General features: G+C 43.3%; 21 protein-coding genes, 2 tRNA genes and 1 pseudogene. 6 read left to right on the forward strand and 18 right to left on the reverse strand.

The window, feature by feature from the left end; genetic code table 11:
• Positions 1-8: 8 nt before the first annotated feature.
• The 10 genes from infB to rlmE form a co-directional block, all read right to left on the reverse strand.
• Positions 9-2,741: a translation initiation factor IF-2 gene (infB, locus tag PSE69_RS08755; RefSeq protein ID WP_004915802.1), complete on the reverse strand. Its 2,733-nt coding sequence runs from the start codon at positions 2,739-2,741 to the stop codon at positions 9-11.
• A gap of 23 nt (positions 2,742-2,764) precedes the next feature.
• Positions 2,765-4,273: a transcription termination factor NusA gene (gene nusA, locus PSE69_RS08760; RefSeq protein WP_004915799.1), complete on the reverse strand. Its 1,509-nt coding sequence runs from the start codon at positions 4,271-4,273 to the stop codon at positions 2,765-2,767.
• 23 nt (positions 4,274-4,296) lie between these two features.
• On the reverse strand, positions 4,297-4,749 hold the full coding sequence (rimP, locus tag PSE69_RS08765; protein ID WP_014657325.1) for a ribosome maturation factor RimP: 453 nt from the start codon (positions 4,747-4,749) through the stop codon (positions 4,297-4,299).
• 206 nt (positions 4,750-4,955) lie between these two features.
• Positions 4,956-5,032 (reverse strand) — tRNA-Met (locus PSE69_RS08770).
• A 59-nt stretch (positions 5,033-5,091) separates the two neighbouring features.
• Positions 5,092-5,181 (reverse strand) — tRNA-Leu (locus tag PSE69_RS08775).
• A gap of 100 nt (positions 5,182-5,281) precedes the next feature.
• A complete protein-coding gene (gene secG / locus PSE69_RS08780; protein ID WP_004915793.1) occupies positions 5,282-5,620 on the reverse strand; it encodes a preprotein translocase subunit SecG in 339 nt (112 codons plus the stop codon).
• A gap of 260 nt (positions 5,621-5,880) precedes the next feature.
• On the reverse strand, positions 5,881-7,218 hold the full coding sequence (gene glmM / locus PSE69_RS08785; RefSeq protein WP_004915791.1) for a phosphoglucosamine mutase: 1,338 nt from the start codon (positions 7,216-7,218) through the stop codon (positions 5,881-5,883).
• A complete protein-coding gene (gene folP, locus PSE69_RS08790; protein WP_004915787.1) occupies positions 7,211-8,059 on the reverse strand; it encodes a dihydropteroate synthase in 849 nt (282 codons plus the stop codon). Before folP ends, glmM begins: the two co-directional genes overlap by 8 nt.
• Positions 8,060-8,125: 66 nt before the next feature.
• The gene (gene ftsH, locus PSE69_RS08795) at positions 8,126-10,105 is read right to left on the reverse strand and encodes an ATP-dependent zinc metalloprotease FtsH (protein ID WP_127891335.1); all 1,980 of its coding nucleotides are present in this window, start codon (positions 10,103-10,105) and stop codon (positions 8,126-8,128) included.
• A gap of 48 nt (positions 10,106-10,153) precedes the next feature.
• Entirely contained in the window at positions 10,154-10,783 is a 630-nt protein-coding gene (gene rlmE / locus PSE69_RS08800) for a 23S rRNA (uridine(2552)-2'-O)-methyltransferase RlmE (protein ID WP_004915770.1), read from the reverse strand.
• Between the two features lie 206 nt (positions 10,784-10,989).
• On the opposite strand from rlmE, the gene yhbY reads away from it, so the two are divergent.
• Positions 10,990-11,283, forward strand: coding sequence for a ribosome assembly RNA-binding protein YhbY (yhbY, locus tag PSE69_RS08805; protein ID WP_014657324.1), 294 nt, complete (start codon positions 10,990-10,992; stop codon positions 11,281-11,283).
• Positions 11,284-11,401: 118 nt separating this feature from the next.
• Here yhbY and greA read toward each other — a convergent pair whose 3' ends face one another.
• Positions 11,402-11,878 carry a transcription elongation factor GreA gene (gene greA, locus PSE69_RS08810; protein ID WP_004915763.1) on the reverse strand — a complete coding sequence of 159 codons (477 nt, stop codon included), beginning with the start codon at positions 11,876-11,878 and terminating at the stop codon, positions 11,402-11,404.
• 261 nt (positions 11,879-12,139) lie between these two features.
• Between greA and dacB the strand changes: the two genes are divergently transcribed.
• Positions 12,140-13,588: a serine-type D-Ala-D-Ala carboxypeptidase gene (gene dacB, locus PSE69_RS08815; protein ID WP_004915760.1), complete on the forward strand. Its 1,449-nt coding sequence runs from the start codon at positions 12,140-12,142 to the stop codon at positions 13,586-13,588.
• 81 nt (positions 13,589-13,669) lie between these two features.
• Here the strand turns inward: dacB and cgtA are convergent, their stop codons facing one another.
• The 3 genes from cgtA to rplU form a co-directional block, all read right to left on the reverse strand.
• Positions 13,670-14,842, reverse strand: coding sequence for an Obg family GTPase CgtA (gene cgtA, locus PSE69_RS08820; protein WP_004915758.1), 1,173 nt, complete (start codon positions 14,840-14,842; stop codon positions 13,670-13,672).
• Positions 14,843-14,972: 130 nt separating this feature from the next.
• Positions 14,973-15,230, reverse strand: a complete 258-nt coding sequence (gene rpmA / locus PSE69_RS08825; RefSeq protein ID WP_004915755.1) for a 50S ribosomal protein L27 — start codon at positions 15,228-15,230, stop codon at positions 14,973-14,975.
• Positions 15,231-15,249: 19 nt separating this feature from the next.
• Positions 15,250-15,558 carry a 50S ribosomal protein L21 gene (gene rplU, locus PSE69_RS08830; RefSeq protein WP_004915752.1) on the reverse strand — a complete coding sequence of 103 codons (309 nt, stop codon included), beginning with the start codon at positions 15,556-15,558 and terminating at the stop codon, positions 15,250-15,252.
• Positions 15,559-15,892: 334 nt separating this feature from the next.
• On the opposite strand from rplU, the gene ispB reads away from it, so the two are divergent.
• Complete coding sequence (gene ispB, locus PSE69_RS08835; protein WP_004915749.1) at positions 15,893-16,864, forward strand: octaprenyl diphosphate synthase; 972 nt, start codon at positions 15,893-15,895, stop codon at positions 16,862-16,864.
• 41 nt (positions 16,865-16,905) lie between these two features.
• On the opposite strand, the gene PSE69_RS08840 is transcribed toward ispB, so the two are convergent.
• A complete protein-coding gene (locus PSE69_RS08840; protein WP_004915746.1) occupies positions 16,906-17,268 on the reverse strand; it encodes a DNA-binding protein in 363 nt (120 codons plus the stop codon).
• A gap of 133 nt (positions 17,269-17,401) precedes the next feature.
• A complete protein-coding gene (locus PSE69_RS08845) occupies positions 17,402-17,749 on the reverse strand; it encodes a DNA-binding protein (protein ID WP_004915743.1) in 348 nt (115 codons plus the stop codon).
• Between the two features lie 515 nt (positions 17,750-18,264).
• Between PSE69_RS08845 and PSE69_RS08850 the strand changes: the two genes are divergently transcribed.
• On the forward strand, positions 18,265-18,537 hold the full coding sequence (locus PSE69_RS08850; protein ID WP_004915739.1) for a helix-turn-helix domain-containing protein: 273 nt from the start codon (positions 18,265-18,267) through the stop codon (positions 18,535-18,537).
• Positions 18,538-18,615: 78 nt separating this feature from the next.
• Here the strand turns inward: PSE69_RS08850 and mdh are convergent, their stop codons facing one another.
• A complete protein-coding gene (gene mdh / locus PSE69_RS08855) occupies positions 18,616-19,554 on the reverse strand; it encodes a malate dehydrogenase (protein WP_004915736.1) in 939 nt (312 codons plus the stop codon).
• A gap of 549 nt (positions 19,555-20,103) precedes the next feature.
• Here mdh and argR point away from each other — a divergent pair.
• Both argR and PSE69_RS08865 read left to right on the forward strand, forming a co-directional pair.
• A complete protein-coding gene (gene argR / locus PSE69_RS08860) occupies positions 20,104-20,574 on the forward strand; it encodes a transcriptional regulator ArgR (RefSeq protein WP_004915733.1) in 471 nt (156 codons plus the stop codon).
• A 77-nt stretch (positions 20,575-20,651) separates the two neighbouring features.
• Positions 20,652-21,038: a DUF6122 family protein gene (locus PSE69_RS08865; protein ID WP_004915730.1), complete on the forward strand. Its 387-nt coding sequence runs from the start codon at positions 20,652-20,654 to the stop codon at positions 21,036-21,038.
• A gap of 177 nt (positions 21,039-21,215) precedes the next feature.
• Here the strand turns inward: PSE69_RS08865 and mpl are convergent.
• A pseudogene (gene mpl, locus PSE69_RS08870) lies at positions 21,216-22,579 on the reverse strand (UDP-N-acetylmuramate:L-alanyl-gamma-D-glutamyl-meso-diaminopimelate ligase).
• Between the last annotated feature and the right edge of the window lie 81 nt (positions 22,580-22,660).

The following is a 22,660-nucleotide window of genomic DNA, read 5'->3' on the forward strand; positions in this document are numbered from 1 at the left end:
AAAAGAAATTAACCGTCAATCGAACGTTTAACTTCAATCACTTCAAAGACTTCAATCATATCGCCAACACGGACATCGTTGTAGTTCTTAACACCGATACCACACTCCATACCATTACGGACTTCGTTGACGTCATCTTTAAAGCGACGCAGTGACTCCAGCTCACCTTCGTAAATAACCACGTTATCACGCAGAACACGGATTGGGTTATTACGCTTGATAGTACCTTCTGTCACCATACAACCAGCGATAGCACCAAACTTCGGTGATTTAAAGACGTCACGGACTTCTGCAAGACCCATGATTTGCTGTTTGTATTCAGGTGCTAACATACCGCTCATCGCTTGTTTGATTTCATCAATCAAGCTATAGATGACGGAGTAGTAACGTAAGTCAACACTTTCACTCTCAATAACGCGGCGAGCAGATGCGTCAGCACGAACGTTAAAGCCAAGAATGATCGCATTCGATGCCGCAGCCAGAGTTGCGTCAGTTTCGGTAATACCACCCACACCAGAACCGATGATTTTGATTTTAACTTCATCAGTCGATAGTTTTAACAGTGAGTCAGTAATCGCTTCACAAGTACCTTGAACGTCGGTTTTTAGAACAATGTTCAGTTCAGAAACTTTACCTTCTTCCATGTTAGCAAACATGTTTTCCAGTTTAGATTTCTGTTGGCGAGCCAATTTCACATCGCGGAATTTACCTTGGCGATACAATGCAACTTCACGTGCTTTTTTCTCGTCACGAACAACGGTTGCTTCATCACCTGCGGATGGAACATTGGATAGACCTAAAATCTCAACAGGCATTGATGGGCCAGCAGATTGAACTTCTTTACCGAGTTCGTTACGCATTGCACGAATACGGCCGTATTCAAAACCACAAAGAACAATATCGCCTTTGTTGAGCGTACCTTCTTGAACAAGAATCGTTGCAACTGGACCACGACCTTTATCAAGGTAAGATTCAACAACAACACCGCTTGCCATACCTGCGTAAACTGCTTTCAGCTCGAGGACTTCTGCTTGTAGCAAGATAGCATCAAGCAGCTCATCGATACCGGTACCTTTTTTCGCTGATACGCTAATAAACTGAGTATCACCACCCCAATCTTCAGAAATAACACCGTATTGTGACAGCTCATTTCTTACACGATCTGGATCCGCTTCTGGTTTATCAATTTTGTTCACAGCAACAACGATAGGCACACCCGCCGCTTTTGCGTGTTGGATGGCTTCGATAGTTTGTGGCATCACACCATCGTCTGCTGCAACAACCAGAACAACGATATCCGTCGCCTGAGCACCACGAGCACGCATTGACGTAAACGCGGCGTGACCCGGAGTATCTAAGAAGGTGATCATCCCTTTATCAGTTTTCACATGGTAAGCACCGATGTGCTGAGTGATACCACCTGCTTCGCCTGAAGCGACTTTCGTTGAACGAATATAGTCAAGCAGTGATGTTTTACCATGGTCAACGTGACCCATGATGGTAACAACCGGTGCACGTGGCTCTTCAACTGCTGAACCCGTATCACGGTCATTCATTACCGCTTCTTCTAGCTCATTTTCGCGACGAAGGATAACTTTGTGACCCATCTCTTCTGCAACAAGCTGCGCAGTTTCTTGGTCAATGACTTGGTTGATAGTCGCCATCGCGCCCATCTTCATCATTGTTTTAATCACTTGTGAACCTTTCACCGCCATTTTGTTAGCGAGTTCACCAACAGTGATCGTTTCACCGATAACCACGTCACGGTTTACTGCTGCCGCAGGCTTGTTAAAGCTCTGTTGCAGTGAACTACCTTTACGTTGTTTACCTTTGACGCGATTAGAGCGGCCAGCAGCGCGTTCTTCTTCACGATCGGCTTTTTCAGAAAGCTTATTGCCTTTCTTTTGGCGAGGCGCTTTCGCACTACGGTTACGAGAACGACGACCTTCTTCTTTTTCGTCGCTTTCATCTTCCGCTGCACGAGCATGGCGAGAAGTCGTCGTGTGATAGTCACTATCGTCGTCGATTCTGGAATCATTGTTCCATTTTTCGTTGTTTTCTTCTGCCATTTTGCGAGCCTCTTCTGCGACACGTCTCGCTTCTGCTTCAACTTTACGTTGAGTTTCTTCTTCAACTTTACGCTTCAGAGCTGCTGCTTCAGCTTCACGGCGCTGTTTTTCAGAGTTGGTCTCACCGGCTTTGCCAGCTTTTTGATGATTTTCGCTTGATTTCACTTTTTCTCTTTCCGCTACTTCGCGCGTAGCTTTCTCAGCTGCTTCACGTTTTGCTTTCTCTTCGGCTGCACGCTTTGCTTCCGCTTCACGCTTCGCATTTTCTTCTGCGATACGTTTTGCTTCTGCTTCACGTTTAGCCAGTTCTTCAGCTTCGCGCCGTGCTTGCTCTTCCGCTTCACGCTTCGCCTGTTCTTCCGCTTGCGCTTGCTCAGCGTCGCGGTTCACATAAGTGCGTTTTTTGCGGACTTCTACATTTACCGATTTGCTCTTACCACCGGTGACTGGAACACTCAACGTACTACGTGTTTTACGTTGCAATGTTAACTTACTTGGCTGGCTCGCTGAACCGCCTTGCTCACGATTCAAGTGCCCCAGCAATGTTTCTTTTTCTGCCTGACTAACAGAGTCATTCTCACCTTTTTTGATCCCTGCTTCAGCAAATTGCTGTACCAGGCGTTCAACTGTGGTTTGAATTTCTGCTGCCAATGATTTTACAGTTTCTGTCATGCCGTTCCTTCCTGCTACAGTGTTTACGCATCGTTACCGAACCAGCAAATATTACGTGCGGCCATGATGAGTGCACCTGCCTTCTCACCATCCAGACCCTCGATATCAATCAGGTCGTCGATGCCCTGCTCAGCAAGATCTTCCAGTGTACAGATACCGCGAATAGCCAAATTATAGGCCAGAGTATTATCCATACCATCCAGATTCAATAAATCTTCTGCCGGCTGGTTATCACCTAGACTCTCTTTTTGAGCCAATTCAATCGTAGTGAGGGCCGCTTTCGCTCTTTCACGTAGAACTTCAACAGTTTCTTCATCTAAACCGTCAATTTCCAGAAGCTCTTTGATAGGCACGTAGGCCAGTTCTTCTAACGTCGAGAAGCCTTCTTCAACAAGTGCAGTGGCGAACTCTTCATCAATGTCAAGATGCTTAGTGAATGTGTCAATAGAAGCATGCGCTTCTGCCTGATGTTTTGCATTCAGCTCTTCTGCAGTCATGACATTCAATTCCCATTTGTCATCACCACGGTGTTTTTTCAGTAACTGTGCTGCTAAGCGCACATTTTGGCCGTTACGACCAATCGCCTGAGCTAAGTTACTGCTTTCTACGGCAACATCCATTGTACATTTGTCTTCATCAACCACAATAGATGCCACATCAGCCGGAGCCATTGCATTAATCACGAATTGAGCTGGGTTATCATCCCATAACACAATATCAATTCGCTCGCCGCCTAGCTCACTAGAAACAGCTTGAACTCGCGCGCCACGCATACCAACGCACGCACCGACCGGGTCAATACGCTTATCGTTAGTTTTTACTGCGATCTTAGCGCGAGAACCCGGATCACGAGCAGCGGCTTTGATTTCAATAATTTCTTCACCAATTTCTGGCACTTCAATGCGGAATAATTCAACCAACATTTCTGGGCGAGAACGGGTAACAAAAAGTTGTGCGCCACGTGCTTCCGGACGAACATCATACAGGACTCCACGGATGCGGTCACCTGGACGGAAGTTTTCACGCGGTAACATATCTTCTCGTAAGATCACCGCTTCAGCATTGTTACCAAGATCTAACGTGATATTTTCACGGTTTACTTTCTTAACTTGAGCGGTGATGATCTCACCTTGTTGCTCACGGAATTGATCAACCACCATCGCACGTTCCGCTTCACGTACTTTCTGTACGATCACTTGTTTTGCAGTTTGGGTTGTAATACGGTCGAAAGCAACGGACTCGATTTGGTCTTCAACGTATTCGCCCAGTTTTAGCTCTGGGTTTTCAAATTGTGCTGCTTCTAACGTAATTTCACGTGTTGGCATCGTTACATCTTCAACGATCAGCCAACGACGGAAGGTATCAAAATCACCGGATTTGCGATCGATTTCGACACGAACGTCAATTTCTTGCTCATATTTCTTTTTGGTTGCTGTCGCTAGTGCCGTTTCCAGTGCCTCGAAGATTTTTTCACGAGGGAGGGATTTTTCGTTAGAAACCGCTTCTACAACAGCCAGAATTTCTTTGTTCATCCTAGTTGCCTCATTGAACTTAATTAAAAGTGGGGTACCAAGTTAGCTTTCTGGATGTTGCCAAGGGCGAACACTTCATCCTTACCATCCACAGTAACCGTTATCATTTCACCTTCGACAGCTTTTATAATGCCTTGCCATCTACGGCGGTTCTGCATCGCAATGCGTAAAGTCAGTGCCACCTCTTCACCGACAAAACGCTCATAATGTGCGACAGTGAACAGTGGGCGTTCTAGCCCTGGTGACGATATTTCTAGGTTATAGACCACAGAGATTGGATCTTCGACATCCAATACTGCACTCACCTGATGGCTGACATCAGCACAATCATCAACAGTGATGCCTTCTTCACTATCAATGAAAACACGCAATGTCGATGTACGAGCACGGACAAACTCTAAGCCTACAAATTCAAAGCCAAGTGCTTCCACCGGTGCTGAAATCATCTCTGTCAATTTTTGTTCTAATGTGGACAAGCCCACCCCCAGACATAAAAAAAGGGCTATAAAAGCCCAGTTAATTCGATTGTCAAATAACAAAAAACCCCGAAATTTCGGGGCTTTATGAAACTGGACCCTGTAGTGCCAACGGGTTCACCATGTTCTTAGTATATCTTTAAAACCGTGATAAATCGATGAGAATTTCCGATAAATACATCTGATAAGATATGCTGACTAAGAATTGGTTGCGGGAGCCGGATTTGAACCGACGACCTTCGGGTTATGAGCCCGACGAGCTACCAAGCTGCTCCATCCCGCGTTTGAAAACGTGACATATTCTACACAAATAACCTGTAGAGCACAAGTTATCTTAAATAATGGTGCCGAGGACGGGACTTGAACCCGTACGCCCGTTTTGTAGGCACTACCACCTCAAGGTAGCGTGTATACCAATTTCACCACCTCGGCACTGAGGCGAGGTTATTGATGAATAACTTAACAATAACCTCAAATTCTTTTTTACTTTATTGATGATGGCTTAAATGCCTTCATCCGGAATCTTTAACACTTAACGAGGGATATCGCTCGTTGGTGTTGCTGGTGCTGCCGGAACGTCTGTTGGTTGCTCGACTTTTGCCGGTTCACTAATATTTTCCCATTTGCTACCAGTTCCATATTTATTGGCAGTCATATTGCCAAGGATCAAACTGATAATGAAAAATACAGCAGCCAAGATTCCAGTCATACGAGTCATGAAGTTACCAGAACCCGATGAACCAAACAGTGTTGCAGAGGCACCCGCACCGAATGACGCACCCATGTCAGCACCTTTACCTTGTTGTAACATGATCAGACCAATCAGGCCGATAGCTACCAACAAGAAAACAATTAAAAGAGCTATGTACATTTGAGTTACCTATTCAGTTTGCGGAACATAGTGTAACCACTATGACCTATAATACTGCACACCCGCTTATTTGCCGCTTAAGTATGACCTTTACGGGATTAAGCAGGTGCGAATACTAACCAAAGCTGAGCCGACAAGCAAGCCAAATTTCATTTCCTGAGTTCATTTGCGGAAAAAAACAGCAAATGAACTCGGGATGGGCAATTTTGTCAGGCTCTCAGTTAGTGCCTTATTTTTAAACGATCCTATCGTTAAAATGATTAACCTGCCGCTTTTACTGCATCAGCAATGCGGTTAGCCATCGCCAAAACGTCAGCTTCATTTTCACCTTCGACCATAACTCGAATCAAAGGTTCTGTACCTGATTTTCTCAGCAGAACACGACCTTTGCCTGCCAACTCTTTCTCGACTTGCTCACTCGCGGCCAATACAGCTTCACTTTGTAATGGGTCATGTGAGCCAGAAAAGCGTACGTTAACCAATACTTGCGGTAACAGTTTCATGCCACTGCATAAGTCATGCAAACTCATTTGGTTACGAACCATCGCACTGAGTACTTGCAGACCAGCCACAATACCGTCACCCGTCGTCGTTTTATCTAATAAGATAATATGACCTGAGTTTTCAGCCCCCATTCTCCAACCTTTTTCTTGGAGCTTCTCAAGTACATAGCGGTCACCCACTTTTGCGCGCTCAAAAGGAATGCCAAGTTGTTTCAGAGCGATTTCTAACCCCATATTGCTCATCAGCGTGCCGATAACACCACCTTTTAATTGGCCTTGACGTAATGCTTCACGCGCAATGATATAGAGAATTTGGTCACCATCGACTTTATTACCTTCATGGTCAACCATAATCAAACGGTCACCATCACCATCAAAGGCTAGCCCCACATCCGCTTTTTCTGCAAGCACACGCTCTTGTAGCATGCGAACATCCGTAGCGCCACACTTCTCATTAATGTTGATCCCATTAGGTTCACAGCCAATCGCGATGACTTCAGCCCCTAACTCACGAAATACATTCGGTGCAATATGGTAAGTTGCGCCATTAGCACAGTCGATAACGACTTTTAGGCTAGAGAGGCTTTGTTCACTAGGGAAAGTGCCCTTACAAAATTCAATATAACGACCCGCAGCATCAACAATACGGTTTGCGCGACCTAGCTCTGCGGATTCAACACATGTGATTGGTTTTTCCATCTCCGCTTCTATCGCTTCTTCGACTTCATCAGGCAATTTAGTCCCATCAATCGAGAAGAATTTAATCCCATTATCATCATAAGGGTTATGAGACGCAGAAATTACAATCCCCGCCTCAGCGCGGAAAGTACGTGTCAGATAAGCTACAGCAGGTGTTGGCATTGGGCCAGTAAATGACGCAGATAAACCCGCAGCCGCTAGACCCGCTTCTAAAGATGACTCCAACATATAACCGGAGATACGCGTATCTTTACCAATAATAATTTTTCGTGAGCCATGGCGAGCAAGAACTTTCCCTGCTGCCCAGCCTAATTTTAATACGAAATCAGGCGTGATTGGGCTGTCACCCACTTTGCCACGAATACCATCAGTACCAAAATATTTACGGTTACTCATACGCTAACTTTTCCTTTTCTGACAGAGTCATCTGAACGATCTGCATTGCTTGTACGGTCTCTTTGACATCATGTACACGAATAATCTGTGCGCCTTGCATCGCTGCAATAGTTGCGCAAGCAATACTTCCCACAAGCCTTTCTTGTGGTGGAACATTCAATAAGTTTCCAATCATAGATTTACGAGACATTCCTGCCAATAGCGGTAGTCCGAAATCATGAAACTGATCCAAATTTGCCAACAGTTGATAATTATGTGACAGGTTTTTACCAAAACCAAAACCGGGATCGAGTATTATCTGCTGTTTATCGATACCTGCCGCGACACAACGCGCAATTTCAGCATCAAAATAAGCTTTAATATCTGCTACAACATTTTCATAATTAGGCGCATCTTGCATGGTTCTTGGCTGACCTTGCATATGCATAATACAAACGGGTAAGCCACTTTGTGCCGCAACTTCAATGGCTCCTGGCTCATGTAATGAGCGAATATCATTGATTAGGTGCATACCTGCTTTTGCGGCTTCTGACATCACTTCCGCTTTTGAGGTATCAACAGAAATCCACACATCAAAACGCTGTGCAATGGCTTCCACAATTGGAATAACTCTATCGAGTTCTTCATTGACAGAAACCTCTGCCGCTCCCGGACGCGTCGATTCACCGCCAATATCAATAATCGATGCCCCTTCATTCACCATCTTAGCGGCATGTTCCAATGCGTCATGATAACGATTATGAGTGCCACCATCTGAAAATGAATCAGGAGTAACATTCAAAATCCCCATCACTTTTGGTGTGGATAGATCGAGTTCACAAGCCCTTGCTCTAATTTTCATCGTTATTTCACCTTAACGTAAAAAACCCCAGAGAACTGGGGTTTTTCCATATCACTTAACGATAGCTTATTGTGGTTTGTTATCGTTTGTATTGTCTGATGAATGAGATTCATCATTACTGTTTTTTGGCTCTTCAGATTGAGGTTTTTCAGTCGTTGTTTCAGGTTTTGATGTATTAACCGCAGCACCAAAAGAACCCGTTACATTGTTGACTTTTTTGTCTTCATCCCAGCCCGCCGGTTCGCGTACAGGACGACGATTCATCAAATCATCAATCATTGGCATATCAATGGTTTCATATTTCAATAATGCATCTTTCATAGCATGCAGAATATCCATATTGTCTGTCAGCGTTTTATAGGCGACTTGGTAAGCGCGCTCAATAATTGCTTTAATCTCTTCATCAATAATGCGAGCAGTTTCATCCGAATAAGTCGAGCTGTGCCCCGAGCGACCTAAAAATGCAGGCCCTTCCTCGTCAGCATACAGTACTGGCCCTAACTTCTCAGAGAAGCCCCACTGAGTCACCATTTTTCTAGCGGTGTTGGTTGCTTGCTGAATATCGCCTGACGCCCCTGTAGAGACTTTGTCATGACCATAAATTAACTCTTCTGCAATACGACCACCGTATGTGCTAGCGATATTCCCTTCTAATTTCTGACGGCTTGCACTGACTTGGTCGCCTTCAGGTAGATAGAAAGTAACGCCCAATGCCCCCCCACGAGGGATAATCGTCACTTTATGCACAGGGTCATGCTCAGGCATCAGATAACCAACAATTGCATGGCCTGCTTCGTGATACGCGGTAGCTTCTTTTTGTTCTTCTGTCATCATCAAAGAACGATGTTCAGCCCCCAGCCATACTTTATCCCTAGCTTTTTCAAACTCAACCATTGAAACAACGCGTTTGTTGGCACGAGCCGCAAACAGGGCTGCTTCATTCACTAGGTTTGCCAATTCAGCACCGGAGAACCCAGGCGTTGCTCTAGCAAGGATGGCTGTATCAACAGCAGGATCAATAGGAACACGACGCATGTGAACTTTTAATATTTGTTCACGACCGCGTACATCTGGTAAACCTACCATAACCTGACGGTCAAAACGGCCTGGACGTAATAATGCAGGGTCCAAAACATCAGCACGGTTTGTTGCCGCAATAACAATAATACCCTCATTGCCTTCAAAACCGTCCATCTCAACCAGCATTTGGTTCAGAGTCTGTTCACGCTCATCGTGACCACCACCTAAACCAGCGCCACGTTGACGACCAACCGCATCGATTTCATCGATAAAGATAATACAAGGTGCTGCTTTTTTCGCTTGTTCGAACATATCACGAACACGCGATGCACCAACACCGACAAACATTTCAACAAAGTCAGAACCTGAAATCGTAAAAAATGGTACTTTGGCTTCACCAGCAATTGCTTTAGCAAGCAAAGTTTTACCTGTACCTGGAGGACCTACCATCAGGACGCCTTTTGGTATTTTACCTCCCAACTTCTGGAAACGAGCTGGTTCACGTAGAAAATCAACAATTTCACCAACTTCTTCTTTTGCTTCATCACAGCCAGCAACATCGGCAAAAGTCGTTTTGATTTGATCTTCCGTTAGCATTCGAGCTTTGCTTTTACCGAATGACATTGCTCCTTTACCGCCACCGCCTTGCATTTGGCGCATAAAGAAGATCCAGACACCGATCAGCAGAAGCATTGGGAACCAGGAAATAAAGATAGTTTGCAGAAAGCTAGGTTCTTCTGGTGGCTCACCAACGACAGTTACGTGCTTATTTAGCAACGTGTCTAACAGCTTCTCATCCTGCATAGGAAGATAAGTTGTATAACGGCTATTATCAGCCTTTCTGACGTTTAATTCACGACCTGTGATACGAACTTCACGTACCTGATCCTGGGCTAACTCATTGATAAACGTAGAATAATCAACTCTGCGATTATTCGAATCGCTTGGGCCAAAACTCTGGAACAAGGACATCAGAACAACTGCGATGACTAACCAGAGAATCAGGTTTTTCGCCATGTCACTCAAGGGATTAACCTCATATTACAACTGTGTTAACAAATAACGTTCAGGGTACTACAGTTTTAGCCCTGTCGCTACAATGTATACTTCACGCGATCGTGCCCGCGAAGATTCGGGTTTACGAACTTTTACTTTCGTAAATAGGGAACGGATATCCCTGAGGTACTCGTCAAAGCCTTCCCCCTGAAACACTTTAACAATAAAACTGCCCCCAGGAGCCAGCACAGCACGGCACATATCCAATGCTAACTCAACCAAATACATCGACCGAGGTATATCGACCGCGGGAGTCCCACTCATATTGGGAGCCATGTCAGACATGACTACCTGGACTTTTTTATCTCCAACCCGCTCTAACAGCGCAGCTAGCACTGCTTCTTCACGAAAATCTCCTTGAAGGAAATCAACGCCAACAATCGGGTCCATCGGTAAAATATCACAAGCAATCACCCGGCCATTATGGCCTATTTGACTAACCACATACTGTGACCAGCCTCCGGGTGCTGCCCCCAAATCAACAACGGTCATACCTGGTTTAAAAATTTTATCACTTTGCTGGATTTCATCCAGTTTAAACCATGCACGTGAGCGAAGCCCTTTTTTTTGTGCTTGTTGAACATATTTATCACTAAAATGTTCTTGCAACCAGCGACTAGAGCTTGCCGAACGTTTTTTATTGGCCATTGCATTTTCCAACTATACTAAATAGAGCACATCTATCCCCATCATTTTTCGGCCTACATGAACGTTGATGATACCACTGCATGTAATTCGAATTATTTTGGGTGTTCATTGTTACTTCTTTACCATCCGATAAATATAATTGATGGTGATAGATATCAGATGGCGGTAGAATAAGCCATTTTCAATACTAACGAAGCAAAAAATCGATGAATCTTAATAAAAAACAAATCCAACACCTGAAAAGCCTCGCTCATCACCTCAACCCAGTTGTTATGATTGGTAACAATGGGTTAACTGAGGGTGTTTTAGCTGAGATTGAACTTTCATTAGCACATCATGAGCTTATCAAAGTCAAAATCGCAGGCGAAGATCGCGAAACTAAAAATTTGATCGCCGCAGCGATCGTTCGCGAAACAGGTGCTGTTAATGTACAAATTATAGGCAAGATACTTGTTCTCTACCGTCCATCGGATGAGCGCAAAATTATTTTACCTAAATAATCACCCTTAATTTATATAAAAATGCCATTGAAGGCAGCTTTTATATGAAGAAAAAGGCCGCCAGCGGCCTTTTTCGCTAATACAGTAAAATAATATAACCAATTCAGGCAAATAGGAATCAGATATACTCAACTTTAAGAATTTCGAACTCAACGTCGCCACCGGGCGTTTTGATAGTGACAACATCATCCTGTTCTTTACCGATCAAGCCGCGTGCAATCGGTGAGTTAACGGAAATCAGATTGATTTTAATATCTGCTTCATCATCACCCACAATGCGATAAGTCAGCTCTTCATCCGTATCAACATTCAACACAGTAACTGTCGCACCAAAAATCACACGACCATTGTTTGTCATTTTCGTGACGTCAATAACCTGAGCATGGGAAAGCTTGGATTCAATTTCTTGAATTCGGCCTTCACAAAAGCCCTGTTGTTCGCGAGCGGCATGATATTCTGCGTTCTCTTTCAAGTCACCGTGTTCGCGGGCTTCCGCAATCGCTGCAATAATTTCCGGGCGGCGGACAGATTTAAGATAATCGAGCTCTTCTCGTAACTTATCTGCACCCAATACCGTCATTGGAATCTGTTTCATTGATAAATACCTCTGTTTCAATCCTATCTAAAAATAAGTATCTTCCTGATTTTTGTAACAACAGTACACTGAACCGCCCCATGGTTAATGGGGAGGCTCAAACAATACACAGGCTGTGAATGTGTCTTTAAAACCCATTCACACACTTATCTTATCACAATGCTAACCATTCTAACGTAGAGTTAATAGCGGGTCATCGTTTACTTTTTCAGGCATTACACTTTAGTATGTACAGTATGTCTACCCTAATGCGTGAAATTTATGCCGTTATTAACACTTACCAGAAAATGGATCATCACTTTAGGACTTGTCTTCACCACAGGACAAGCATTTGCCATTCCAATTGATGATTATAAGCAATATTTACCCGATGGTACTAACCTCGCTCTGGTTGCGCAAAAAGTCGGTAGTGACACCCCCATTATTGATTACAATGCGCAGCAAATGGCACTGCCTGCAAGTACCCAAAAAGTCGTCACTGCCCTCGCGGCTTTGCTACAGCTTGGTCCTGATTACCGTTTTGTGACGAATTTCGAAACCAATGCAAAATTAAACAACAATACGCTAACGGGCGACCTCGTTATCCGCTTTAGTGGCGACCCAACACTCACACGCCAGCAAATCCGCAATATGGTCAATGCGCTGAAACAGATTGGTATCCACAAAGTTGAAGGTGATTTAATTGTCGATATTTCGGCATTTACTAGCCATGATAAAGCGCCGGGCTGGGTATGGAACGATATGACGCAATGCTTTAGTGCGCCGCCTGCCGCAGCCATTATCGATAGAAACTGTTTTTCTGTTTCACTCTATCCCGCTCAAAAAATAGGGGATATGGCTTATATCAAGGCAGCCAGTTTCTACCCCGTCAATATGTTCAGTGAGGTTAAAACATTAGCCAAGGGAGACCCTGAAGGGCGTTATTGTGAACTGGATGTGGTTCCTGGCGAGCTAAATCGCTACACGTTAACAGGCTGTCTATCACAACGTAGTGAACCTCTCCCCCTTGCCTTTGCGGTACAAAATGGCGCAAGCTATTCCGGCGCTATTGTTAAAAATGAACTGCAAAATGCGGGCATAGCGCTAACAGGGCATGTCAAAAAGCGTACCCAACCAACGGCACAATCGCAGGTCCTCGTCAAAACCGAATCTCAGCCGCTGCATGACCTATTGAAGGTGATGTTGAAAAAATCAGACAATATGATTGCTGATACTGTCTTTCGTACTATTGGTCGAGACTATTACGGTGTTCCCGGTACGTGGCGCTCGGGGTCGGATGCTGTTAGGCAGGTTTTAAAACAAAAAGCGGGCATCGATTTAGGTAATACCGTTATGGTCGACGGCTCTGGTTTATCCCGCCATAACCTGATCACGCCGACGACAATGATGGAAATTCTACAATTTATCGCTAAAAACGATCAGCAACTTGATTTTATCTCTATGCTGCCTCTTGCAGGACATGACGGTACATTACGTTACCGTGGCGGCTTAGATGAAGCCGGTGTGAATGGCAAAGTTTCAGCTAAAACAGGGGCTTTACAAGGCGTCTATAACTTAGCAGGCTTTATCACGACGGCTAGTGGGCAACGCGTTGCTTTCGTACAGTTTATCTCTGCCTATGCGGTACCACAAAACCAACAACGGAGCCGACGCGTTCCTCTCGTGCGTTTTGAGAGTCGGTTGTATAAAGATCTTTACCAGAAAAATTGATCCTTCGATCAATTCCCCGTAAATAAAACAATCTTTATATTTGAAAAAACCCCCAATCATTGGGGGTTTTTCTGAGATTGATTATTTCTGATAGATGATTTCGACACCTTCGTCGTCATCTTCGTCCCAATCATCATCCCAGTCATCCAGATCTTCAGCACCTTCGAGTTGCTCTTTATGGTAGTCATCCCACATAAATTCAACTTTTTCAGGCTGTTTTTCATCTTCCGATGCTGCCATATCACGCGGCTGAGTTTCCATAAACTCCATAATATCCCAGCACAGTGCCTTCACACCTTCGTGATTCACCGCGGAGATCATATAGTATTTATCTTCCCAACCCATCGCTTTAGCGATTTCAGCAGCACGTTTTGCGGACTCTTCAGGGCCTAAAATATCCACTTTGTTAAACACTAACCAACGTGGTTTTTCTGCCAGTTTTTCGCTGTATTTTTCGAGTTCGCTAATAATGATCTTGGCATTTTCCACAGGATCCGATTCATCGATCGGGCAGATGTCGATCAGATGCAATAGCACGCGACAGCGTTCTAAGTGTTTAAGGAAACGGATCCCTAAACCTGCGCCTTCCGCAGCACCTTCGATTAACCCTGGAATATCCGCAACCACAAAGCTTTTTTCGTTATCCATACGCACGACACCTAAGCTCGGTACTAGCGTAGTAAATGGATAATCAGCGACTTTTGGTTTCGCTGCCGATACCGAACGAATAAAGGTCGATTTACCCGCGTTCGGCATCCCTAGCATACCCACATCAGCGAGCAGCATCAGCTCTAACATCAGCTCACGAGTTTCACCAGGCGTCCCCATCGTACGTTGACGTGGAGCGCGGTTAACTGAAGATTTAAAGCGTGTATTACCCAAACCATGGAAACCGCCCTTCGCGACCATTTGGCGCTGCTCATGGCGAGTCATATCACCCAGTATTTCTCCAGTACCGAGATCGCGTATACGCGTTCCGACAGGCACCTTGATCGTGATATCTTGACCACGTTTCCCTGTACAGTCACGACTTTGACCATTTTGCCCACGCTCTGCGCGGAAAGATTTTTCAAAACGGTAGTCGATGAGTGTATTCAGGTTTTCGTCGGCTTGCAGATAGACATCACCACCATCACCGCCGTCACCACCGTCAGGACCGCCTTTTGGAATGTATTTTTCGCGGCGGAAGCTGACACAACCATTGCCACCATCCCCCGCCACAACCAATATTTTGGCTTCATCTACAAATTTCATAATTCTTTCTCCGTATGATAGCCATTATAGTGCTGGATGGCCGTGTTACCCAGAGATGGCGTATTCTAAATATAAAAAGCCCCGCAAAAAGTTTTTGCAGGGCTTTAATTCGAATTAAAAGTCAGAAAACTTATTCAGCTTCGATGCTGATAAATTTACGGTTTTGTGGACCTTTAACTTCAAATTTAACTTTTCCGTCCGCTAAAGCGTACAGAGTGTGGTCACGGCCACAACCTACGTTGTTACCTGCGTGGAACTTAGTACCACGTTGACGAACGATGATGCTACCTGCTAATACAGCTTCGCCACCGAAACGTTTTACACCCAGACGTTTTGCTTCTGAATCGCGACCGTTACGAGTCGAGCCGCCAGCCTTTTTGTGTGCCATTAATCTGCTCTCCTAAATCTTAAGCGATGCCAGTGATCTTAACATCAGTGAACCACTGACGGTGACCCTGTTGTTTACGGCTGTGTTTACGACGACGGAATTTGACAATCTTAACTTTATCGCCACGACCGTGTGCAACCACTTCCGCTTTCACTTTAACGCCTTCAACGACAGGAGCGCCAATTTTGATATCGTCGCCATTAGCAACCATCAGAACGTGATCAAATTCAACAGTTTCACCTGTTGCGATGTCCAGCTTTTCTAGGCGGACAGTTTGACCTTCGCTAACTCGGTGTTGTTTACCACCACTTTGGAAAACCGCGTACATATTAACTCCGCTTTCCGCGTACCCGCTAAAAAATTTAATTCCTGAGCACGCTATAAAATATTCACAATAGGGCGCGAATTCTACGCAAAAAAGCGTCAGAACACAAGCCAATAATGCATTTAGATCACAAAAAAACCGACTTTTTTATTCCATACTCCGGTCAGCCTTTGATTTATGATGAATAACTCGAATTGTTACTTATTTAAACATTTTTTGCATTACAACTAATTATCTTAGAAATATTAATGTTATGCTTAGGCTATAACTGTTCTATTGGCGACACCTTTTTGACTAAAGGGTGGCGGCTAAAATCCTATAATATGAATAAATTACGATGAATTTAGAATCTATTGTTGAACTGACTAGCGAGGATATGTCAGCAGTAAACGAAGCAATCCTCAGTCAATTGAATTCAGACGTTGCGCTAATTAACCAACTTGGTTATTACATTGTTAGCGGTGGTGGGAAAAGGATCCGTCCAATGATCGCGGTATTGGCAGGACGATCCCTTGGTTATTCAGGGCAAAAACATATTCAAGTTGCTGCGCTGATCGAGTTTATCCATACTGCAACTTTATTGCATGATGATGTTGTCGACGAATCCGACATGCGCCGCGGTAAACAAACAGCGAACGCCGTATTTGGTAATGCTGCGAGTGTCCTCGTTGGGGACTTTATTTATACACGATCCTTTCAAATGATGACGGATCTTGACTCGATGCGTGTCCTTAAACTCATGTCGGAAGCGACGAACGTTATCGCTGAAGGTGAAGTCTTACAGTTAATGAACTGTAACGATCCTAACATTACTGAAGAAAACTACATGCAAGTGATCTACAGTAAAACCGCTCGTTTGTTTGAAGCTGCCGCGCATGCATCGGCAATTTTAGCATCAGCAACCCCCGAGCAAGAGAAAGCCTTGCAAGATTACGGTCGCTATCTCGGCACTGCCTTTCAATTGATTGATGATTTGTTGGATTATGACGCAGATAATAAGCAATTAGGCAAAAATACCGGGGATGACCTTGATGAAGGGAAGCCTACGCTGCCCCTACTTCATGCAATGAACCATGGAACCGAGGAAGAAGCCGCCTTGATCCGCCAAGCGATCGAGCAGGGCAATGGCCGTCACCTACTGGACACTGTGCTGGCAACTATGAAACGTTGCGGCTCACTGGAGTACACCTACGCTCGCGCAAAAGAGGAATCGCAAAAAGCCATTGATGCTTTGAGTACTCTTGATGATTCAGTTTATAAAGACGCGTTAATCAGCCTCGCAGAGGTGGCTATTTCACGTCACTCATAGCGTTAAACGTATTGTTTTGAATGCGATGAGGGGGAAAGAGACTACTCTTCCCCTTTTTCTTCTTTTTCGATCCTAGCGAGCAATGATGAAAGGCCATAACGCAAAATATATTTCACCACTTTATCACGCTCCGCTTCAGTGAGTTGGTAATAGGCTTCCATCCAAATTTGTGAAGCATCCATTCTTTGGCTTTGATAGCCCACTGAAGGCTCAGAAAGACTCAATTGACTCTGTATTTCTCCAGGTAAGCTCTCTAGATGATACTCGACGGCTTTACCTTGAACGCCACGCTTACGACGATTTTTCCATCCTTCTCTTCTAGCCATCAAATTAATACCTTGAGGAGAAGTTGGTAAGCCTTCTAAACCTGCTAATTCTTTCGCAGTGAACCACATTTTTTTCATATTATCTCTTTCGAACTTATATTATGAAATCTGCCGTTGAGGCTCTATCTAAATATTGTTAATAAAGAATATGTTGAGTACCAATATGCCTATTCTTCATTATTGAATTACCCAAACCGATTTTTTAGGTAAATTATTTTTTATTTATTAAATCTACCAATGCTATTACACCTTCACGCATAATAAATGCCAATATAAGGTTACGCTCTTCCGGAGAAAGCTGGTGATAAACTTCCTGCCAAATAAATGCATTATCATGATGTTTTGCTTGATATAATGCTGGGGCTTCATAAACAGAAAGGGGCTCAAATAAACCTTCAGGCAAACTATTAATATGATATTCCAACGCCTTTCCTTGAATCCCCCGCCGCTTGCGGCATAACCAGTTTTCACGACGAGCCATCGCATTGATACCTTGAGTAGTCATTGGGAGTCCTTTTAAGCCAACTAACTCTTTCGCCGTTAACCATTCTTTTTGCATGCCTGACCCTCCTAGTCACGATTTACAATTTAATAATAATTGCTGAAAAACGTGTTTATTTTCTCAATAACCTTTTTCTTTTTTGTTTTATTAATATTTATTATTAATTAATTTATGAGTTATACATGTAAAGTATATTTTAATTTCTTTTAATAACAATAGATTGGATATACACGAGGTCACAGTTATCTTTTTTCATGCGATCGTCTTTATATATTAGCTGTACTTATAACATCTATCATTAATATGTGATTTTTACAGATAACCCAAACTAGTTAGTTTTTACTTTCAATATGTTAGATAAAATCACAAATATATATGCCAAATCTTTCTTATATTTCATAAAAATAAAACTCCTTTCATAAAACTGAATTTTTAGAAAAAATTAGAAATAATTTTGGAAAATTTCTGTTATTTTATTTCCAATAACAGGGCTATTGCAGTGAATGTATCACAATCTCCTGTTAGATGTACTACTAACTCTACATGATTCTGAGTAAAAAAAGGACTAAAAAATGATCTTACGGAAATCGGATTGGCATCCAGCAGATATAATTGCCGCTTTACGTAAACGCGGAACGACTTTAGCAGCAATATCTCGACAAGCAGGTTTAAGCTCCTCCACACTGGCGAATGCCTTATCTCGTCCTTGGCCTAAAGGTGAATGGATTATTGCGAATTATCTCGGAATTCATCCTTCAGAGATATGGCCAAGCCGCTATTTCAATCCAATTACAGGTGAATTATTAGAAAGAAAAGTAAGAGAAAAAACCCCAACCTCAAGCTGAAAGAATATAAAAAAAACCGCTGCCCCAACAATATCAGGACAGCGGTTTTCTTAAGAAATAAGTGAAAATTAATAGCAATTAGCCATTAATGAATTTTTCACCTAGTTCGATATCTTTTCTCAGTACATCAAGCATGTCTTTCAGTGCTTTTTGTTCAAACTCACTCAGTTTGCCGTAAGAGATATGCTCTTCGATACCATTTTTACCTAAACGGACTGGCTGAGCAAAGAAGCGAGCGTGTTCACCTTCACCTTCGGTGTAAACACATTCGATAACATTTGGCTCACCTTGTAGGCCACGGATCAGAGACAGGCCTAGACGTGCTGCTGCTTGGCCCATTGACAGTGTTGCAGATCCGCCACCTGCTTTTGCTTCAACAACTTCAGTACCTGCGTTTTGGATACGTTTAGTCAAAGCAACAACTTCTTCATCGGTGAAGCTAACACCTGGGATCTGAGACAATAGAGGCAGGATAGTAACACCTGAGTGACCACCGATGACAGGCACTTCGATTTCGTGTGGTTTCTTACCTTTCAGTTCAGCAACGAAAGTATTAGAACGGATGATATCCAGAGTCGTTACACCGAATAGACGGTTTTTGTCGTAAACGCCTGCTTTTTTCAGCACTTCAGCCGCAATAGCCACTGTTGTGTTAACTGGGTTAGTAATGATACCGATTAATGCTTTTGGACAAGTATCAGCGATTTGTTGAGTCAAATTGCGAATAATACCCGCGTTAACATTAAATAGGTCTGAACGATCCATACCTGGTTTACGAGCAACACCTGCTGAGATCAGGACAACATCAGCGCCTTTCAGTGCAGGAGTCGCATCTTCACCTGAGAAACCAACTACTTTAACGTCAGTTGGGATATGGCTAAGGTCCGCAGCAACACCCGGAGTTACTGGTGCGATGTCATATAGTGAGAGTTCTGAACCTGCTGGAAGCTGGTTTTTAAGAAGAAGGGCCAGAGCCTGACCAATACCACCTGCTGCGCCTAGGACTGCAACTTTCATTCTGAAACTCCTTTATTTGTACTTAAAAAAGTATATTGATTCATCTTGTTATGTAGTAAACACATTACTGATAAAAAACAATTCATTAACAGATGTTGAAGCATATTAATGTGTATAGGCTTACGCACTGATTTCATCTATTCTAAACAAAATCCTTATCTGTTAATGAGATAAGGGGCACTTTTTTAACAAATAGTTTTTATCACTATTGATTTTTGCATAATAAATTGTTTTTACTGCTGATAATCCCGTTATTCACAAAGTGATTAACAAAAAATTTACACCTTTTGGCAACAAATTGCATTACCTCTCTATGCTACTGGGTCTATTTTCTTCTTATATAGGCATAAATCATTAAGATTATTGATTATTTTTATTTATCAACTTTTGCTAAACTAAACTTTCATCAATGTTCTCTTTTTATGCATAAAAAAGACAATAGCCTTCATTTTTCATCGTATACAAAACCATCATAACGCAATTTTGTTGCATAAAAATTCACATTTACAGATAATACAGACCAATTTATTGTCATAGGATGGGTTAATTATGCGTACACCGTCTAAACAAGAAGACTTGGTTAAAGCGTTCAAAGCGCTGCTTAAAGAAGAAAAATTTAGCTCTCAGGCTGAAATTGTTATCGCACTGCAAGAGCAAGGCTTTGAAAATATCAACCAATCAAAAATTTCCAGAATGCTGACTAAGTTCGGTGCTGTGCGCACTCGCAACGCAAAAATGGAAATGGTCTACTGCTTACCCACAGAGCCTGGCGTTCCCACGGCGACTAGCCCATTAAAAAACCTAGTACTGGATATCGATTACAACCATTCTGTTGTGGTGATCAGAACAAGCCCCGGCGCCGCACAATTGATTGCACGCTTGCTAGATTCTTTAGGGAAAGCGGAAGGGATCTTAGGCAGTATCGCAGGGGATGATACCATTTTCTCTACACCAGCGAATAATTTTACAACTAAAGAGCTTTACGAAGCGATCCTTTCACTCTTTGATCAAGAGCTTTAAATCCATTTTTATTTTTTAATTTCTATTCCATTCGCGCATTCGTGCGCGATTGAATATAAAAACGATGGGCTATCAAAGTGATATTTGAGATATTCAGAAACGTTGTGCACTATGGATTTCACTTTTTAGTTCCCATTCTCTTCGGTTATCTATTTTGGCGCAAAAATTGGAAATTAGCGTCACTGCTTATGATAGCCACGATGGCGATTGATTTAGACCATCTTCTTGCGGATCCAATTTTTGATCCTAATCGCTGTGGCATTGGTTTTCACCCATTACATACTCTCTGGGCGGCAATCGCTTATTGTATCCTCTTTTTGATGCCATCGTGGAAATTAAAGGCTATCGCTGTTGGTTGTCTTTTCCATCTCTGCACAGATTCTTTAGATTGCTACATGGGCAGCCTAAAACAAGAGCTACAGTATAGTTATTGTTATAGTCGCCAATTTATTGAGGCGAGTTAACATTTAGCCTCGGCACACCTCGCCAAGAGCGCGATTTTACAGCGCTAACCCAATGCATTTCACCAATATCATTCACTGGGTTTAGTCGTATAACATACGAGACGTTTTCTACTATCCAAAAACAAAAAATGCCACTGTCCTGTTAAGGGAAGTGGCATTTTGCGTCAGCCATTATATTTAGTCGTCTAACTCTGTCTCTGCTTTATTTTTTAAGCCGGCGAGTAACTTACCGTGGATATCACCAAAACCCCCATTACTCATAACAAGAATATGATCGCCAGGCTGAGCGGTTTCAATGACCATTTGTGCCAACGCATCAATATCACCACTCCAACGGGCAGGTTGAACACATTTTTCCGCAATTTCAGTGACCATCCACGGAATATTAAAACTTCATCAGCACGACCTAACGCCGGAGCAATATCACTTTTATTAACCCCTAACTTCATAGTATTAGAGCGTGGCTCTAATACCGCCAGTATGCGGGAAGTACCCCCAACTTTACTGCGCAGCGCTTCCAGTGTTGCGAGGATCGCCGTTGGATGATGAGCAAAATCATCATAAACACTGACACCATACTCAACCCCCCGTAATTCAAGGCGGCGACGAGCATTAATAAATTTACCTAAAGCAAAGCACGCTTCTTTGGCGGGCACGCCTACGTGATGTGCTGCGGCAATTGCCATCAACGCATTTTGGATATTGTGATTACCCACTTGTGACCAATTCACCTCACCCACACGTTGTTGTTGATAATAGACTTCGAACTGGCTGCCATCGTGGTTCAGCTTTTTCGCTTGCCATTCACCATGTTCACCGACGAACTCTTGCTCACTCCAGCAGCCCATCGTCATAACCTGTTTAAGGTTATTATCGCTATCTGGCATGAAAATTTTACCGCTAGCAGGCACAATACGAACAAGATGGTGGAACTGTTTTTGGATGGCTTCTAAATTTTCAAAAATATCGGCATGGTCGAACTCAAGGTTATTGAGCACCAGCGTTCTTGGACTGTAGTGTACAAATTTCGAACGCTTATCGAAAAACGCGCAATCATACTCATCAGCTTCAATCACAAAAAAGGGACTTTCCCCTAATTGGGCTGATACTTCAAAGTTCCCTGGCACGCCTCCAATTAAAAACCCTGGTTTATAACCGCAATCTTCTAAGATCCAAGCAAGCATCCCCGCCGTGGTTGTTTTACCATGGGTGCCCGCGACAGCGAGTACCCAGCGTTCAGGAAGTACATGATCATGTAGCCATTGTGGACCAGATGTATAAGTGAGGCCTTTTTCCAATACCGCTTCAACACAAGGGTTACCACGCGTCATCGCATTACCAATAACGACCATATCAGGTGCTGGTTCTAGCTGACTAGGGTCATAGCCCTGAATGAGTTCAATACCTTGCTTTTCTAGTAAGGTACTCATCGGAGGGTACACGTTTGCATCGGAGCCTGTTACTTTATGCCCGAGGGAGCGAGCCAGTATTGCCAAGCTCCCCATAAACGTACCGCAGATACCCAAAATATGTATGTGCATTATTTTCCATCCAATAGCATGAGGTTTGTCACTATTCTACCCATCAACGTTAGGTTTATATAGACAAAAAATTCGAATTAA

The sequence above is a fragment of the Providencia sp. PROV122 genome, from assembly GCF_028482365.1.
In the GTDB taxonomy this organism is placed as follows: domain Bacteria; phylum Pseudomonadota; class Gammaproteobacteria; order Enterobacterales; family Enterobacteriaceae; genus Providencia; species Providencia stuartii.